At 42.5% G+C, this 17,561-nt stretch carries 16 protein-coding genes; 15 read left to right on the top strand and 1 reads right to left on the bottom strand.

The window, feature by feature from the left end:
* Window positions 1–235: 235 nt before the first annotated feature.
* The 9 genes from Q8G36_RS13055 to Q8G36_RS13015 all read left to right on the top strand — a co-directional run bounded on the left by Q8G36_RS13055 (window position 236) and on the right by Q8G36_RS13015 (window position 10,427).
* Window positions 236–2,113, top strand: a complete 1,878-nt coding sequence (locus tag Q8G36_RS13055) for a methylmalonyl-CoA mutase family protein (protein ID WP_305160582.1) — start codon at window positions 236–238, stop codon at window positions 2,111–2,113.
* 1 nt (window position 2,114) lies between these two features.
* Window positions 2,115–4,307, top strand: a complete 2,193-nt coding sequence (scpA, locus tag Q8G36_RS13050; protein ID WP_305160581.1) for a methylmalonyl-CoA mutase — start codon at window positions 2,115–2,117, stop codon at window positions 4,305–4,307.
* A complete protein-coding gene (gene meaB / locus Q8G36_RS13045; protein WP_305160580.1) occupies window positions 4,307–5,434 on the top strand; it encodes a methylmalonyl Co-A mutase-associated GTPase MeaB in 1,128 nt (375 codons plus the stop codon). Before scpA ends, meaB begins: the two co-directional genes overlap by 1 nt.
* Before the next feature lie 211 nt (window positions 5,435–5,645).
* On the top strand, window positions 5,646–6,083 hold the full coding sequence (locus Q8G36_RS13040) for a BrxA/BrxB family bacilliredoxin (protein ID WP_034308239.1): 438 nt from the start codon (window positions 5,646–5,648) through the stop codon (window positions 6,081–6,083).
* 300 nt (window positions 6,084–6,383) lie between these two features.
* On the top strand, window positions 6,384–7,193 hold the full coding sequence (locus Q8G36_RS13035; protein ID WP_305160579.1) for a transporter substrate-binding domain-containing protein: 810 nt from the start codon (window positions 6,384–6,386) through the stop codon (window positions 7,191–7,193).
* A 131-nt stretch (window positions 7,194–7,324) separates the two neighbouring features.
* Window positions 7,325–7,984, top strand: a complete 660-nt coding sequence (locus Q8G36_RS13030) for an amino acid ABC transporter permease (RefSeq protein ID WP_207439437.1) — start codon at window positions 7,325–7,327, stop codon at window positions 7,982–7,984.
* Window positions 7,977–8,699 carry an amino acid ABC transporter ATP-binding protein gene (locus Q8G36_RS13025; protein WP_305160578.1) on the top strand — a complete coding sequence of 241 codons (723 nt, stop codon included), beginning with the start codon at window positions 7,977–7,979 and terminating at the stop codon, window positions 8,697–8,699. The genes Q8G36_RS13030 and Q8G36_RS13025 overlap by 8 nt, the downstream gene beginning before the upstream one ends.
* 191 nt (window positions 8,700–8,890) lie before the next feature.
* Window positions 8,891–9,880, top strand: coding sequence for an aromatic acid exporter family protein (locus Q8G36_RS13020; RefSeq protein WP_305160577.1), 990 nt, complete (start codon window positions 8,891–8,893; stop codon window positions 9,878–9,880).
* 31 nt (window positions 9,881–9,911) lie between these two features.
* The gene (locus Q8G36_RS13015) at window positions 9,912–10,427 is read left to right on the top strand and encodes a L,D-transpeptidase (RefSeq protein WP_305160576.1); all 516 of its coding nucleotides are present in this window, start codon (window positions 9,912–9,914) and stop codon (window positions 10,425–10,427) included.
* Between the two features lie 42 nt (window positions 10,428–10,469).
* Here the strand turns inward: Q8G36_RS13015 and prli42 are convergent, their stop codons facing one another.
* A complete protein-coding gene (prli42, locus tag Q8G36_RS13010; RefSeq protein WP_155726463.1) occupies window positions 10,470–10,565 on the bottom strand; it encodes a stressosome-associated protein Prli42 in 96 nt (31 codons plus the stop codon).
* Between the two features lie 167 nt (window positions 10,566–10,732).
* Between prli42 and mce the strand changes: the two genes are divergently transcribed.
* From mce to gndA, 6 genes are all read left to right on the top strand, one after another.
* Window positions 10,733–11,158: a methylmalonyl-CoA epimerase gene (gene mce / locus Q8G36_RS13005; RefSeq protein ID WP_305160575.1), complete on the top strand. Its 426-nt coding sequence runs from the start codon at window positions 10,733–10,735 to the stop codon at window positions 11,156–11,158.
* Entirely contained in the window at window positions 11,155–12,705 is a 1,551-nt protein-coding gene (locus tag Q8G36_RS13000; RefSeq protein WP_305160574.1) for an acyl-CoA carboxylase subunit beta, read from the top strand. Before mce ends, Q8G36_RS13000 begins: the two co-directional genes overlap by 4 nt.
* A 212-nt stretch (window positions 12,706–12,917) precedes the next feature.
* Window positions 12,918–14,039 (top strand): tripeptidase T, encoded by a 1,122-nt coding sequence (locus Q8G36_RS12995; protein WP_144478504.1) that lies wholly within the window; start codon window positions 12,918–12,920, stop codon window positions 14,037–14,039.
* 22 nt (window positions 14,040–14,061) lie between these two features.
* Window positions 14,062–14,295, top strand: a complete 234-nt coding sequence (locus Q8G36_RS12990; protein WP_305160573.1) for a hypothetical protein — start codon at window positions 14,062–14,064, stop codon at window positions 14,293–14,295.
* A gap of 281 nt (window positions 14,296–14,576) precedes the next feature.
* Window positions 14,577–15,851 (top strand): DNA polymerase IV, encoded by a 1,275-nt coding sequence (locus tag Q8G36_RS12985; protein ID WP_305160572.1) that lies wholly within the window; start codon window positions 14,577–14,579, stop codon window positions 15,849–15,851.
* A 42-nt stretch (window positions 15,852–15,893) separates the two neighbouring features.
* Window positions 15,894–17,306 (top strand): NADP-dependent phosphogluconate dehydrogenase, encoded by a 1,413-nt coding sequence (gene gndA, locus Q8G36_RS12980; RefSeq protein ID WP_305160571.1) that lies wholly within the window; start codon window positions 15,894–15,896, stop codon window positions 17,304–17,306.
* Window positions 17,307–17,561: the final 255 nt, after the last annotated feature.

Here is a 17,561-nt window from a genome sequence, read left to right as displayed (position 1 = left end):
AGATCAGGGGCTGTACTTGATTTATAAAGAAGCGAAATAGGCTAGTGGTTTCCCTAATAACAGATTTGATAATTTCTATTGTCTTAAATTTCAAGAAAATTATGGTAGAATGTTAGTATAATCCAGATCAAATTGAAGGGAGGGTGGTTTTCTTATCCAAAACTGACTGAGCGTTCGTTCTCCCAATGAAAGGACAGGGCGTATGAGGCGGCAGAAGATAAGAAAGCGATTACAGATGGAACTGAAAGATGTAAAAAACATAACCTTTCCTAAGCCTTCTTTTGAAGAGTGGAAAGAAGCTGCGGAAGCAAGTTTAAAAGGGAAAAGTGTAGAAAAATTAAAAACGATTACATATGAGGGCATCATTTTATATCCGCTCTATACAGAAAAGGCGGATTCAACGGAAAAAGTGGCTGAATTACCAGGATTCTTCCCTTTCACCCGAGGAACGTCCCCAACGGGGTACCATGAAAAACCTTGGCTTGTCGTTCAACCTGTAAGCGGTATCACGGCTGAAGAAGCAAATGAAAAGATGAAGGCTTCATTCAAGCGCGGTCAAAATGTTGTGGCATACCCTGCACGATTGCTTGCCGAGGGAGCAAGGTCTGAAAAATTGTTTAAGGATATCCCATTAAAAGAAATTCCGGTTTTCATTGACCTTAAGGGGAAACTAAAAGAATTATTCCCTCAATTCAAAGCTGTTGCCGATGCACAAAATACCCAATTGACAGGCGTTATTGCTGAAGATCCCATTGCAGAATGGCTCATTTGCGGTCAACTGCCGGAAGATACGGATAACTATTTTGCAGACTGGCTGAAGACGATTCAAGATTATCAGAAGGTAGGCAGGGATTTAAAGACCGTTTTGATTAATACGGCAGTCTACCATAATGGAGGGGCTAATGCCGTACAAGAAATTGCTTACGGATTATCGGCAGCCGTCCAATATCTATTGGAAGGGCAAAAACAAGGGCTTTCTATCGCTTCGGTTTCCGAAAAAATAGTATTCTCTTTTGCTGTGGATTCAAATTACTTCATGTCCATCGCTAAACTGAGGGCTGCCAGAAGACTTTGGGCAGGTCTTGCTGAAGCTTTCGATACAGCATCGGACCATTTTAAAATGGCGATACATGCCGTTACTTCCGAGTTGACAGAAACGCTATATGATCAGCACGTCAATATTCTTCGGACCACAAACCAAGCTTTCGCTGCAGCTATTGGAGGCATTCAATATCTTCAAGTCCATCCATTCACCCACGCAACTGGTGAAACCGATGATTTTTCAGAAAGAATTGCCCGTAACACTCACTTGATTTTAAAAGAAGAAACAAATATCACAACAGTGGTCGATCCTGCTGGCGGTTCATGGTATGTTGAGCAACTAACGGATGAATTGGCTGAAAAGGCTTGGGCGAAATTCCTTGAAATCGATGCATCTGGAGGGATTTTAGAACTAATTAAACAAGGCACCCTTCAGAAAGAAATAGCTGAAGTTTACCAAGGAAGGGTTCAAAATGCGGCTTTCAGAAAAGAAAGTATCATCGGAACGAATGTATATCCGAATCCCGCTGATAAGGTTAAAACCCCGACACAGGGTAACCATGTGTCATATATGAAAGTTGAGAAGCCGGTTGGCATTACCCCACTTGACTTGGATCGGGTATCCATTCAGTTCGAACAGATAAGACTGCGCAGTGAAAAGCATAAAGAAATAAGTGGAACGGCCCCAACTATTGGTTTGATTAATTTGAAAAACCTCAAATCCTATAGACCCCGTGCAGATTTCGTTAAAAGTCTTGCTGCAGCAGGTGGTATTGAAACAATCGGCAGTAAGGGGTGTCAAACCGTCGAGGAAGCAGTCGATTATGTAGCTGCGACCAAGCTCCCTATCTATTGTGTTTGCGGCAGTGATGATGACTACTCGGAATTAGCGCCAGTCACCATTAAAGAAATTAAAAAGCAATTCCCTGAAATCACTATTTATAGTGCCGGCAAGCAGCAAGAAGAATTGGAGATTACACTAAGTGAAGCTGGAGTCAAAGATTTTATCCATGTTAAAACGAATGCAATAGCCATTTTATCAGAATTATTGCAGAAGCTGGGGGTGAACTGAAATGAAAAAACCGAATTTTTCTGCTATAAATCCTGCTAAGTCTGAGGTTAAAGGTACGGTGGAAGCATGGAAAAAGGAAGCCGAAAAAGCAGTTGGGAAAAACATGGAGGATCTTCTGTTTGAAACCAATGAACAAATAAAAATCAAACCGCTTTATGTTGAGGCAGATAATCGCGACTTGGAGCATATGGAAAGTGTGCCAGGCATCGCTCCTTTTACAAGAGGGCCCTATCCTTCGATGTATGTCAATCGTCCTTGGACGGTACGTCAGTATGCAGGTTTTTCGACTGCTGAGGAATCCAATGCATTTTACAGACGTAACCTGGCGATGGGGCAAAAAGGGCTCTCAGTTGCTTTTGATTTAGCTACACACCGCGGTTATGACTCCGATCATCCACGCGTTGTCGGTGATGTGGGGAAGGCGGGAGTTGCCATTGATTCCATTCTTGACATGAAAATCCTGTTCGACGGCATTCCGCTTGATCAGATGTCCGTATCAATGACGATGAACGGTGCTGTATTACCCATCCTTGCATTTTATATCGTGACAGCTGAAGAACAAGGCGTAACACAGGATAAGCTTTCAGGTACGATTCAAAATGACATCTTAAAGGAATACATGGTTCGGAATACGTATATCTACCCACCTGAAATGTCCATGAAAATCATAGCTGATATATTTGAGTATACATCCAAATATATGCCCAAGTTCAATTCCATTTCCATCTCCGGTTATCATCTGCAAGAAGCGGGGGCGCCGGCTGATATCGAACTTGCCTATACGTTGGCGGATGGGCTTGAGTATGCACGTACCGGAATGAAAGCAGGTATTGATATCGATAAATTTGCACCGCGCCTGTCATTCTTCTGGGCTGTAGGAATGAACTATTTCATGGAAGTGGCGAAAATGCGGGCGGCTCGTTTCATTTGGTCAAAACTGATGAAACAATTCGAACCGAAAAATAATAAAGCGATGGCCTTGAGGACTCATTCCCAAACCTCCGGCTGGAGCCTCTCCGAGCAAGATCCGTTTAACAATGTCGCAAGGACCCTTATTGAAGCTCATGCGGCTGCACTTGGGCATACACAGTCCCTGCATACGAACGCATTGGATGAGGCCATTGCCCTGCCAACGGATTTCTCGGCACGCATTGCACGTAACACACAGCTGTATCTGCAGGAGGAAACCGGGATCACAAAAGTAATCGATCCATGGGCGGGTTCATACTATGTAGAATCGCTCACAAATGAATTGATCGAACGGGCTTGGGCTCACATAGAAGAAATCGAAGGTCTTGGCGGAATGGCGAAGGCAATTGAAACCGGCCTTCCAAAAATGAGGATCGAGGAAGCGGCTGCAAAGCGTCAGGCTAAAATCGATTCTCAAGATGAAACGATCGTTGGCGTCAATAAATATCGTTTGAAAAAAGAAGATCCTATTGAAATACTGGAGATTGATAATACAGCAGTTCGCGAAAGTCAGCTTAAGCGTTTGAGCGAATTAAAAGCGAAACGCGATCAGGCAAAGGTGGATGAAGCTCTTCAAACGCTATCCATGGCTGCCAAAACTGGCGAAGGTAACCTTCTAGAACTGGCTGTGCAAGCTGCAAGAGTACGGGCTTCATTAGGTGAAATTTCCGATGCGATCGAAGAGGTGGCTGGACGTCACAAAGCAACGATCCGTTCTATCAGCGGTGTATACAGCTCGGCATACTCAAAAGAAGCGGAAATTGAGGAAGTCGTCCGCATGACGGAAGAGTTCCTTGAAAATGAAGGAAGAAGACCGCGTTTGTTAATGGCTAAAATGGGACAGGACGGTCATGATCGCGGAGCTAAAGTAGTAGGAACGGGGTTTGCGGATTTAGGCTATGATGTCGATATCGGTCCATTATTCCAAACACCGAAAGAAACCGCCATCCAGGCCGTGGAAAATGATGTGCATGTAGTCGGAATGAGTTCGCTTGCTGCCGGTCATAAAACATTGTTGCCGCAGCTTATGGCGGAACTGAAGAACTTGGGCCGTGAGGACATTATAGTGATCGTAGGCGGCGTCATCCCTGCACAGGATTATGATTACCTAATGGAAAATGGCGCTACAGCCATTTTTGGACCTGGTACGGTCATACCACAGGCAGCAAAGAAAGTGCTTCAGGAAATATACAATCGCCTCGGATATGAGGAAGTGGCCCAATAATGAGTGAAGACAAGAAGCCGGAATGGGTCGATCTTAACAATCAGGAGGGTTTTGCTTCCTCATTAAAGCCAGGCGTGGAATTAGCAGCCAGCCAAAACAAACCTTCAAAAAGCAAATTCGTCAAAAAACATAATGTAAACATACCGGTCCATGAACTTAAAGAGGGAATCATAAATGGGGACAGGGCCAAGCTAGCTAAAGGGATTACATTGGTTGAAAGCAATGCATCCCACCACTTAGATCATGCACAGGAATTATTGCATGACATCCTACCTCATACAGGGAACTCGATTCGCATCGGGATTTCCGGAGTGCCCGGTGCCGGAAAAAGTACCTTTATCGAGACGTTCGGAACCTACTTATGTGACAGGGGCCATAAGGTTGCTGTTCTAGCCGTCGATCCAAGCTCTTCGATCAATGGCGGAAGTATACTAGGCGATAAGACAAGGATGGAGGAACTGGCAAGAAACCCCCATGCCTTCATAAGACCCTCACCATCCGAAGGCACCCTGGGAGGAGTTCACCGCAAAACGAGGGAAACGATGCTGCTTTGTGAAGCGGCAGGATTTGATGTGATACTGATAGAAACTGTCGGTGTCGGTCAGAGTGAAGCTATAGTTCGAAGTATGGTCGACTTCTTCATGCTCCTTGTCCTGACAGGTGCGGGAGATGAATTACAAGGGATGAAAAAAGGGATTCTGGAACTTGTGGACGGAATTGTGGTCAATAAAGCAGACGGAGAGAACATTCCGCTGGCGATTAGGACAAAGTCCGAATATAGCAGAATCTTGCATTTCCTTCAGCCAGCAACAAAGGGATGGGCAGGAAAGGCATATACTTGTTCCGCCATAACCGGTAAAGGAATTCCTGAACTTTGGGATGTATTGAATGAATTTTCCGATATGACCAAGGATTCGGGTGTTTTTCAAGAACGGAGAAGAATGCAATCTAAGGAATGGCTTTATTCATTGATGGATCACCAGCTTAAAACGATGTTTTATAAAAATGAAACCGTCAAGAGTCTTCTCCCAATACTCGAAAATCAAGTGATGTCAGGGAATAAAACGGTCACTGCTGCTGTTAAGCAGGCCTTTCAATCTTTTACCGATACATTTAAGTCAAATTAAAAAAGAAATAGGATGGGGCATGCATGGATTGTCTCCCAAGCATGCCCCATCCTTTTGTAAGTCTTGTTGTTACACACATGATTCCCGCTACCCTTTCGCTTTAAACATGTTCGGAAACGGTTTATGAGGTTTTAACAGGTAAATTTATTGAATCACGAAGTGGCAATTGTTATGATAGGATTGAAGAGAAAACTTGGAAGGAGCAAATGCCATGAATATGGATTTTAATTTTTTAATGAACGACGTAGTCAAACAGGCTCGCGATGAGATAAAGACTGCTGGATATACAGAATTGACCACTCCCGAGGAAGTAGAGGAAGTATTTGCACAAAAAGGAACGACACTTGTTATGGTAAACTCCGTTTGTGGCTGCGCTGGGGGAATAGCTAGACCTGCAGCGGCTCATGCAATCCATAATGATAAACGCCCAGATCAGCTTGTAACCGTTTTTGCTGGACAAGACAAAGAGGCGACGGAGAAAGCCCGTGATTATTTCGAAGGGTATCCGCCGTCATCCCCATCATTTGCATTGCTGAAGGATGGAAAAATCATCACCATGATAGAGCGCCATGAAATTGAAGGGCACCATCCGATGTCTGTAGTAGAAAAATTACAAGACTACTTCGATCAATATTGCGAAGAAGTGTAAGCCATAGCTTAAAAACCCGCCCAATCGGCGGGTTTTTTTATTCATGAAATTGCATAAGCCAGGAACATTTGGGAAAGAAGATAGATAAGGAAGTCGATATATTCCCTTTAGTGAAAAAGCGCGAATCTCAGAAATGAAATTATAGTAATATTCTGAAAAATAAATCTATTATTTACATTATTGAATAATTATTAGAGTGTGTTAAAATACACATTAGTGTATGAATATTAGTTATTCAAAATTTAACTAAACCAAATTTAATAACAAGAGAATTGAAAATATCATTTTGGAGGAATAATAATGAAGTTTAAAAAGCAGTTAGCATTGTTGCTTACTTCTGTTTTATTAGTAGGTATTTTAGCGGCATGCGGAACATCAGAGAAAGAAGATAAGAACACAGCTGACAAAGAAGACAAAAAGGTCCTGGTAATGGGAACATCTGCGGATTATCCGCCATTTGAATTCGTTGAAACATCTAAAAGTGATGAAATCAAAGGGTTTGACATTGATATCGCTAAAGCAATCGGAAAAAAATTAGGTTATGAGGTCCAAGTGAAGGACATTGACTTTAATAGTCTTGTGCCTGCTCTGGAGAATAAATCGGTCGATTTCGTTATCTCTGGAATGACCCCAACAGAAAAACGTGAGCAATCAGTCGATTTCAGTGATATTTACTATACAGCTAAAAACATGATCGTCACGACAAAGGACAGTAAAATCAAAACTGTTGAAGATTTAAAAGGGAAAACGGTAGGCGTACAGCTTGCGTCCATTCAGGAGACATTGGCAAATGACTTGAATAAATCCCAAGATATCGGGATGAAAGTTGAAAAACGGAATCGTATTCCTGAAGTTGTTCAAGAAATGTCAACAGGACGTTTTGACGCCGTGATCATGGAAGATACTGTGGCAAAAGGCTACTTGAAAGATAATAAAGAATTGGTGGGCCATTTGATGGAGTCCGGTGAACAAGATGCCGGTTCGGCAATCGCTTTCCAAAAAGGAAGCAAGTTAACTGAAGAATTCAATGCCGAGTTGAAAAAAATGATGGAAAATGGTGAAATGGAAAAATTAATATTAAAATGGTTCGGTGGCAGTGAAACTGAATAATACAGAGAGATGAAAAGCGTTCAGAAGAGATTTAGTATGCCTTCTGAACGTTTTTCCGCGCTTTATTGTTAATAAAATGAAGCAGGAGGAAGGCCACAAGATAACGGCCTTCATAAGAGAGGATGAATGGAGTGAATCTGGAATTTGAAAGGATTATGCCTTCCCTTCCATATATCCTGGAGGGGATACCGACTACATTAAAGGTTGTAGCGGTAGCGGCAGTAATCGGATTTGTTTTGGGAATATTATTATCTATACTTAAAATCAGCAGAATCAAGCCCTTAAATTGGATTGCTGACTTTTATACATCCATTTTTCGCGGTACCCCTTTGGTGCTGCAATTAATGCTGATTTATTTTGGTTCACCACAAATATTAGGGATTCAAATCGAAGCGTTCCAAGCAGCATTTTTAGCATTCGGGCTAAATTCAGCGGCATATATCTCTGAAATTATCAGGGGAGGCATATTAGCTGTCGATAAAGGCCAACGAGAGGCTTCGCTTGCACTTGGGGTTCCCTATTCAGGGATGATGCTTAATATTATCCTTCCGCAGGCCATCAAGAATATCCTGCCGTCCCTTGTGAACGAATTGATTTCCTTAACGAAGGAATCAGCCGTTGTCACAATTATTGGATTAGGGGATATCATGCGCCGTTCTTATATTGTCGGCGGTGAGACATATAAATTCTTCGAGCCGATATTATTTGCCGGTCTCATTTATTATGTGATGGTCATGGTTCTCACCATCTTAGGCAAAGTGATTGAAAGGAGAATGAGACGCAGTGATTAAAATTGATGGACTCAAAAAAAATTATGGTAAGCTCGAGGTTTTAAAAGGAATCAGCACCGAGATAGGGCAGGGTGAAGTGTTAGCGATCATCGGTCCATCCGGTTCGGGGAAATCAACTTTCTTACGCTGCATCAATATGCTTGAAACTCCAACTGATGGTCAAATCAGGTTTAAAGATCAAATCATTACTGAAAAAAAGACCAATATCATGAAAGTTCGTGAAAATGTCGGAATGGTATTTCAACATTTTCATTTATTTCCACATAAAACCGTACTGGAGAATCTGACATATGCACCTATGAAGGTGAAAAAATTATCAAAGGCTGAGGCTGTAAAACAAGCTCGTGAGCTCTTGACTAAAGTCGGTTTGGCCGATAAAGAATCGGCTTATCCGAATCGTCTGTCAGGCGGACAAAAACAAAGGGTCGCGATTGCAAGGGCATTGGCAATGAACCCGGAAGTAATGCTTTTCGATGAGCCGACTTCAGCTCTTGATCCTGAGATGGTAAAAGAGGTGCTCGAGGTTATGAAGTCACTGGCACATACGGGGATGACCATGCTGATCGTAACGCATGAAATGGGATTTGCCAAAGAAGTGGCCGATCGAGTCCTCTTCCTGGACGGGGGACTGCTCGTTGAGGAAAGTGCTCCGGAAGAATTCTTTTCCAATCCGAAAACCCAGCGTGCAAAAGACTTCTTGGAAAAAGTTTTATAAGCTAAAGGAAATAGTATATAATTGTGAAAAAAGGTAACGTTTAGGTTACCTTTTTTATTTTTTTCCTATAATGTATTTTTGCGTGAATGCATTTTGAAAAATTGGAAATTTAACTCGCAAAGGACTGTGAAAATATCTGATTTCCTGATAGTATTATAATAGATAGAGAAAGAGCCAGGTGATACATAACAATGTTTAAAATCGGATACAGGACGATTAAAACTGCTTTGGGGGCCACCCTGGCAATCATTATTGCACAAATGCTTAATCTTGAATATTTCTCTGCTGCGGGAATCATTGCGATCTTATGCATTCAAGTTACAAAAAAGAAGTCGGTGTATGCCTCCTGGCACCGTTTTTTAGCTTGTTTGATCGCAATGGCCTATGCATCCCTATTGTTTCAGTTCATTGCATTTCATCCGCTGATAATAGGTTTGATCCTCTTGATTTTCATTCCAACGACAGTTGCCTTGAAGGTCAATGAAGGGATTGTGACGAGCAGCGTCATCATCATGCACCTATACGGGGCGGGTGACATCACTTTTTCCCTGCTGATCAATGAAACGATATTAATTGCAGTTGGAGTTGGAGTGGCGCTTGTCATGAATCTGTACATGCCCAGTGTCGATGACAAACTGCTGGCCTATCAGGAAAGTATCGAAACGAACTTTAGTGCGATCTTGATGGGAATTGTCCGCTATTTAAGGGATAATGATCACACATGGGATGGTAAGGAAATCACCGACACAGCCAATCTTCTTAATCAAGCCAAAAGCCTTGCCTTCAGGGACGTGGAAAATCATTTTTTAAGGGAAGAAGACCTGTATTACCATTATTTCAAAATGCGTGAAAAGCAATTTGAAATAATTGAACGAATTCTTCCCCTGGTCACGAATATTCCGTTGGTCGTCAGGCAAAGCGGGATAGTGGCTGATTTTATAGAAGATTTGGCAGAAAACGTCCACCCACAAAATACGGCCATTCTTTATCTGAAAAAGCTTGAAGAAATGGAGATTCATTTTAGGGGAATGGCACTGCCGCAGACTCGGGAAGAGTTCGAATCCAGGGCCGCATTACTGCAGCTCATGAAGGAAATGGAGCGCTATTTATTGTTGAAGCATTCCTTCAAGGGATTACCCAAGCTGACCAGCAGCCGAATGAAAAAGAGGCACTTGGCTTAAACTAAGCAAAAAAGTAAAGGAATTGATACAAATGAAATGGATCCTTTCTTTGTTGCTTATGTTATCTTTGTGGCCGTTGCAGGTACAAGCAGAACCTCAATCGGTTAAGCCTGGCGATCCGTTTATCATCATCAATAAAGCCAACAATAAATTGGCGTTCATTGATGATAACAAGGTCAAAGAGATTCTGCCGGTCGGTACGGGAAAGAGTCAGGAACTGACACCTGAAGGGATTTTCACGGTCAAAGTAAAAGCGGTCGATCCATATTACCGGAAAAAAAACATTCCTGGCGGCGATCCCAGGAACCCTCTGGGGTCGCGGTGGATTGGATTCGATGCACGAAATACCGATGGGAGGATTTACGGCATACATGGTACGAATCAGCCATCATCCATTGGTAAATATATTTCAAATGGCTGTGTACGGATGCTTAAATCCGATGTAGAGCGTTTGAATGAAAAAGTCCCCATCGGAACTAAGGTGTTGATCACCATATCGAACGAGGATTTTAAAACGTTGGCAAAGAAAAACGGAGCGATAAAATAAAGAGAGGGAAGCTTTTTGCTCCCCTCCCCATTACGGTGTCTATTACAAAAGAAATGCGATACCTGATAATAAGCTCGTTAATAACATTGAGATAAGCATTAAATACACGACGATCTTTCTGATTTTCTTGTTTCCCATATGCTCTCTCCCTTAATACAGTTTAATTGATTTTATTTTAACTTGAACATTTAGTAGAAACAAGTAAAAGTATAATGTTCATATTATTCCGAATCTTAAAAGGCTTTAATGCAAGATTAGTAGTATTTTAATGGAGTCATCCAATAATACATAGCATGGGGGTTTTTATGATGATTAAAAATATCGATCATATCGGTATTGCCGTCAAGTCACTAGATGAAGCCTTGCCACTTTACACGGAAACGTTGAAATTGAAACTTGAAGGAATCGAGACAGTGGAGAGCCAAGGAGTGAAAGTGGCCTTCATCTTGGCAGGCAATACCCGTTTGGAGTTGTTGGAAGCGTTGTCACCTGCAAGCCCAATCGCCAAATTCATCGAAAAACGCGGTGAAGGGATTCATCATGTGGCACTTGGCGTCGATGACATCGAAGATAGAATAAAAGAAATCAAGGAAGCTGGATGGCGCATGATTGATGATTCATCAAGAAAGGGAGCGCACAATGCGGATGTTGCTTTCGTTCATCCCAAGTCTACCGCGGGTGTATTATATGAGCTTTGTGAACAAGGATTATCAAAGGAGGAGCAGGAATGACAGACATATATGATACGATCAATGACCTATATGACAGACGCCGCAAAGTGGAAATGGGTGGCGGTGAAGAAAGAATCGATAAGCAGCATGAAAAGGGCAAACTTACTGCAAGGGAAAGAATTGAACTTTTAGTTGATCCAGGTACTTTCATAGAGCTTAATCCTTTTATCAAACACCGTAATACCAATTTTGGCATGGAAAAGGAAGAAGGGCCGGGAGAAGGGGTTGTCACCGGTTACGGAAAGGTCAACGGCCGTGATATTTATCTGTTTTCACAGGATTTTACTGTTTTTGGAGGTGCACTAGGTGAAATGCATGCTCTGAAAATTGCCAATGTTATGGATTTGGCAGCGGAAAATGGAGCCCCTTTCATAGGTTTGAACGATTCTGGCGGGGCGCGTATTCAAGAAGGTGTAGTTTCGCTTGACGGATATGGCCAAATATTTTACCGGAATTCCATTTATTCAGGGGTCATTCCACAGATTTCGGTTATTATGGGACCTTGTGCAGGCGGAGCCGTTTATTCCCCAGCCATAACCGACTTTGTCTTCATGGTTGAAAAAACGAGCCAAATGTTCATAACAGGCCCTAAAGTCATTGAAACGGTTACAGGTGAAAAGATTTCACCTGAAGGATTGGGTGGCGCGACTGTACATAATACCATAAGCGGTAATGCCCATTTCAAGGGAGCATCTGAGGAGCAAGTATTGGCGGACGTTAGACGTCTCCTGAGCTATCTTCCACAAAATAATGAAGAGAAGCCGCCGGTTTTGGAAGCGGACGATGGAGATGACTACCGTCCGGACTTAACGGATGTAGTCCCTTATGAAGGGATCCGTCCATATGATGTTCGGAAAGTATTGGAGCAGGTTGTCGATGAGGATTCCTTTATGGAAGTTCAAGAGGGCTTTGCGAAAAACATAGTGGTCGGCTTGGCGCGAATCAAAGGGAAATCAGTGGGGCTTGTCTGTAACCAGCCAAAGGTGTTGGCAGGGGGACTTGATATTGATTCATCAGATAAGGCTGCCCGTTTTATTCGTTTCTGTGACTCGTTTAACATTCCGCTTATTACGTTTGAAGACGTTTCAGGGTTTTTCCCGGGCGTTAAACAAGAACATGGCGGGATCATTCGCCATGGTGCAAAGCTGCTATATGCTTATTCGGAAGCAACAGTACCAAAATTGACGATCATTCTGCGTAAAGCATACGGAGGAGCTTACGTGGCTCTTAATAGTAAATCCATCGGTGCGGACCTTACGTTTGCATGGCCGAATGCTGAAATCGCGGTAATGGGTTCTGCTGGAGCGGCAAATATCATTTTTGCCCGTGAAATTCAAAATAGCCAAGATCCGGAAGCGACACGTGCAGCTAAAATTGAAGAATACCGTGAGAAGTTCGCCAATCCATATGTTGCCGCAAGTCTTGGAATGGTGGATGATGTTATTGATCCGCGTGAAACCAGGATTAAGATCATTCAATCTCTTGATATGCTACGTAACAAAAAAGAAACTCGACCATGGAAAAAACACGGAAATATCCCGTTGTGATCCAACCATGCAAGCAGCCCAAACTATCTGTTTTGGGCTCTTTTCCATACTGGAAAGATATCATTTTAAGAAAACCATTTATAAGTCATCATTCACAGGGAAATGACCAGCATGCTTTTTTTAAGCTGGGGTCTTCCTTTTCACATTATTTGCCGGGGCGCCGCTTTTAGAAGTATAATTAAAGAGGAAAACTTTTTTGGAGGTTTTATTTTATGATTAATGAAGAACGTTTAGTTAATGAATTTATGGAATTGGTGCAGATTGATTCCGAAACGAAAAATGAAGCAGCCATCGCCAAAGTGCTGAAAGAAAAATTCGGGGCACTGGGTGTAGAGGTTTTTGAAGATGATACAACAGCAGTTACCGGTCATGGTGCAGGGAATTTAGTATGTACTTTAAAAGGAATGAAAGAAGGCGTGGATACCATTTATTTCACCTCCCATATGGATACGGTTGTACCTGGGAACGGAATTAAGCCTTCCATCAAAGATGGATACATAGTGTCAGACGGAACGACAATTCTAGGGGCGGATGACAAAGCTGGATTAGCGGTCATGTTAGAAACGCTTAAAGTGTTAAAAGAACAGAATATCGAACATGGTACAATCGAATTCATCATTACAGTCGGTGAAGAATCTGGCTTGGTAGGGGCAAAGGCATTGGATCGCTCCCTTGTAACGGCTAAATTCGGTTTTGCACTTGATAGTGATGGAAAAGTGGGCAATGTGGTTGTTGCTGCACCTACTCAGGCGAAAGTGTCTGCAACCATTTTAGGCAAGACTGCTCACGCTGGTGTCGCTCCTGAGAAAGGCGTTTCGGCCATTACGATCGCTGCCAAAGCAATCTCTAGAATGCCATTAGGCAGAATAGACGAGGAAACGACAGCCAATATCGGACGTTTCCAGGGTGGACAGCAAACCAATATTGTTTGTGACCATGTGGAAATCCTTGCAGAAGCAAGATCCTTGATTCCTGAAAAAATGGAAATACAGGTAGCGAAAATGAAAGAGGCATTCGAGACTGCGGCCATTGAAATGGGCGGACGTGCTGAAGTTGAAGTTAACGTCATGTATCCTGGTTTTAAATATGGTGCTGGTGATCATGTAGTCGAAATCGCAAGAAAGGCAGCAGAGAAAATCGGTCGTCCATGCGAGCTGGTTAAAAGCGGCGGAGGAAGCGATGCGAATGTCATTGCAGGCTTTGGCATCCCTACTGTCAATCTCGCAGTGGGCTATGAAGATATCCATACTACGAATGAAAGAATTCCAGTTGAGGAATTAACGAAGCTAGCTGAAATGGTCGTCAGTATCATCAAAGAAGTATCAGGGGAATAATCACCCGTAATATGATAGGGAGATGGAGGAGAGTTTCCTGATTAAATCGAGAAAGGTGGTCGTATTTCTTGCAGAGGATGAGGAATATGCCTTGCCGATAGAATCCGTGCTTTCCATAGAAAAACCTGATGCCCTTGCTTTCCAGGATTTCTTGCAACCAGGCAAATCAGCTCTCGGCAATGATGGTCAAAGGTGGAAAGGCGGATATCCTCTCCATCCTACCATTGTCCAGGAACCCGTGAAATCCTTGATTTAACCGATATACCCTTTGAACGGTGTCTTATTAGCAATCAAGAAACAAAATATATTCAAGTTGTTGCCGTTGATCAGCAAAAACTCGTATGTATTTGGAAGGCGTTCATAGTATTGAAGGAATATATGTACAGTCATCAATGACATGATGGCTGTTTTTCTTGGAGTGAAGCATCTTTCACCGTGGTTACCAAAGATAAATAGGGGTATCTTAATAGAAATGGTTTTTTATTGGCCCTATTATCCAGTGTTTTTTTTATTTTTACAAGGATGTGACGGTCAAACATGAAGGACATGTATCCCAAAAATGGCAGGGTCATTCTCCATGTAGACATGAATAGTTTCTATGCTTCAGTGGAAATGTCATATGATGTTTCATTGAAAGGCAAACCGCTTGCCATTGCAGGCAATGTTGAAGAGAGAAGGGGCATAATCGTCACATGTAGCTATGAGGCGAGGAAGTTCGGGGTTAAAACGACCATGCCGATTTGGCAGGCGAAAAAACTATGTCCTCAATTAGTCATTCAGAAACCGAATTTCGAGCGCTATCGAAAGGCATCACTGGCTATTTTCGATGTTTTGAGGCAATATACAGAGATGGTTGAACCGGTTTCGATAGATGAGGGGTATCTGGATATTAGTGAATGCGCCGAATTGGGTTCGCCTTTAGATATAGCCAATAGCATTCAGGAAAGAATTTTTAACACGATGGATCTCCCTTGCAGCATCGGGATTGCCCCTAATAAATTTTTGGCCAAAACTGCTTCTGATATGAAGAAGCCAATGGGAATCACCGTGTTAAGGAAACGGGACATTACGGAAAAGCTCTGGCCCTTACAAGTGGGCGAAATGCATGGCATCGGGGAAAAGACCTCGGAAAAGCTTCAAACTATCGGGATAAGGACAATCAGGGATCTTGCACACGCCAATGATAATCAACTTAAACAGCTTCTTGGGATCAATGGCATCCGTTTGAAAGAACGAGCTAATGGAATCGACCCAAGGGTAGTGGATCCAGAAGCGATTTTTGAGCATAAGAGCATTGGGAACTCGACAACTCTTCCGCATGACTCCACCAATCAAAAAGAACTGATCGGTGTATTGGAAAAGCTTTCCGGGAAAGTAGCCGTCCGTTTGAGAAATAAACGCCTGCTTGGTCAAAAAATAGGTGTGACGATCCGTTACAAAGACCGCCGCACAATAACTAGGAGCAGAACGGTTCCTAATCCAGTTTTTGAAAAAAAGGATATTTTGGATGGAGCTATCGATCTCTTCATGAAAAATTGGAGTGGGGAAGGAATCAGGCTTCTTGGTGTCACTGCCTATGATGTCATCGAAAAAGAGTCGGCCTTCAAGCAACTGGATATTTTCTCCTATCAAGAGGATGCAGAAAAAGAACCTCTGTATGAAGCGATGGAACACTTGCAAAATAAGTACGGAGAAAATATTATTAAAAAGGGATTACCCTTGAAAAACCGTTCAATTGGAACAGACACTAGCTTCAGTAAAGATTTCTTTGAGCAATCAAGGAGGAATGATCCTTCTTTTGACAAAGAATAGCGTACAAGCTGTGTAAAGATATAGAGAAGGGAAAGATGAAGCATGGCAAAACAACAGATTGGCGTTATCGGACTAGCCGTAATGGGGAAGAACCTTGCATTTAATATTGAAAGCAGGGGATATTCAATTTCCGTATATAATCGCTCAGGATCAAAAACGGACGAAATGATGAAGGAAGCGGAAGGCAAAAACGTAACAGCAGCATATACGCTTGAAGAATTCGTCAATTCTTTGGAAACACCACGCAAAATTTTATTGATGGTTAAAGCTGGAGCGGCAACAGATGCAACAATCGAGCAATTAAAACCGTTACTTGAAAAAGGTGATATCGTTATTGATGGAGGGAATACCTTCTTCAAGGACACTCAGCGCCGCAATGAGGAATTAAGCAAGCTTGGCATCCATTTCATCGGTACAGGCGTGTCAGGAGGGGAAGAAGGAGCTCTAACAGGTCCATCCATCATGCCTGGAGGTCAAAAAGAAGCATATGAACTTGTTGCACCAATCTTGAAGGATATTTCAGCTAAGGTCGATGGTGATGCTTGCTGCACGTATATCGGATCGGATGGGGCAGGTCATTATGTTAAAATGGTACATAATGGTATTGAATACGGGGACATGCAATTGATTTCCGAATCTTATTTCCTTATGAAAAATCTCCTTGGACTATCTGCTGAAGAATTCCATGAAGTCTTTACAGAATGGAATGAAGGGGAACTTGATAGCTATTTAATTGAAATCACTGCTGATATTTTCAAAAAATATGATGAAGAAACCGGCAAGCCGATGGTCGATGTCATTTTAGATAAAGCTGGCCAAAAAGGTACAGGGAAATGGACAAGTCAAAGTGCGCTTGATCTTGGTGTTCCGCTTCCAATCATTACGGAATCCGTGTTTGCCCGGTTTATTTCTGCAATCAAGGATGAGCGTGTTGAAGCGAGTAAAATCCTTCGTGGTCCAAAGGCCGAATCATTTACAGGCGACAAAAAGGCTTTGATTGAAAGTATCCGGAAAGCACTTTATATGAGCAAAATCTGTTCATATGCACAAGGATTTGCACAAATGAAAGCAGCATCAGAAGAAAATGACTGGAACTTGCAATATGGGGAAATCGCGATGATTTTCCGTGGCGGCTGTATCATTCGTGCACAATTCCTCCAAAAGATCAAGGAAGCGTACGATCGTGAAGCGAACTTGAACAACCTTCTTCTAGATCCTTACTTCCAAGGGATCGTCGAAAGCTATCAAGGAGCTTTACGTGAAGTAGTGTCAACAGCTGTAATGAACGGAATCCCGGTTCCTTGCTTATCATCAGCACTTGCGTATTTCGACAGCTATCGTACAGAAACGCTGCCAGCTAACCTGATTCAAGCTCAGCGTGACTATTTTGGAGCTCATACTTATCAACGCATTGATAAAGAAGGAACGTTCCATACCGAATGGATGGAAAAATAAAAAGTTCAAGGCCGGCTAAAAAGGGGATTCCCTTTTAAGCCGGCCCTTTTTGTTAAGGAATCCAGTTATAATATTCATCATGTGAAGGTTCTCGAATGTACAGAAAAAAAGAGGGCGCTTTTGCGCCCTCTCAGTTTGTAGACAAAAGGGGTTCGGAATTAAAAAATTCTGAACCCCTTTTGAAATTCCCTTTGAATTTTCGCCTAAAGTTAAGAGATTGGGGCTCTACGAGCCCACTATGTTAGGCCATTTTTG

Source organism: Peribacillus frigoritolerans, assembly GCF_030676415.1.
Lineage (GTDB): Bacteria > Bacillota > Bacilli > Bacillales > DSM-1321 > Peribacillus > Peribacillus frigoritolerans_A.
The sequence above is the reverse complement of the archived record's forward strand: the minus strand, read 5'-3'. Positions and strand labels throughout refer to the sequence as shown.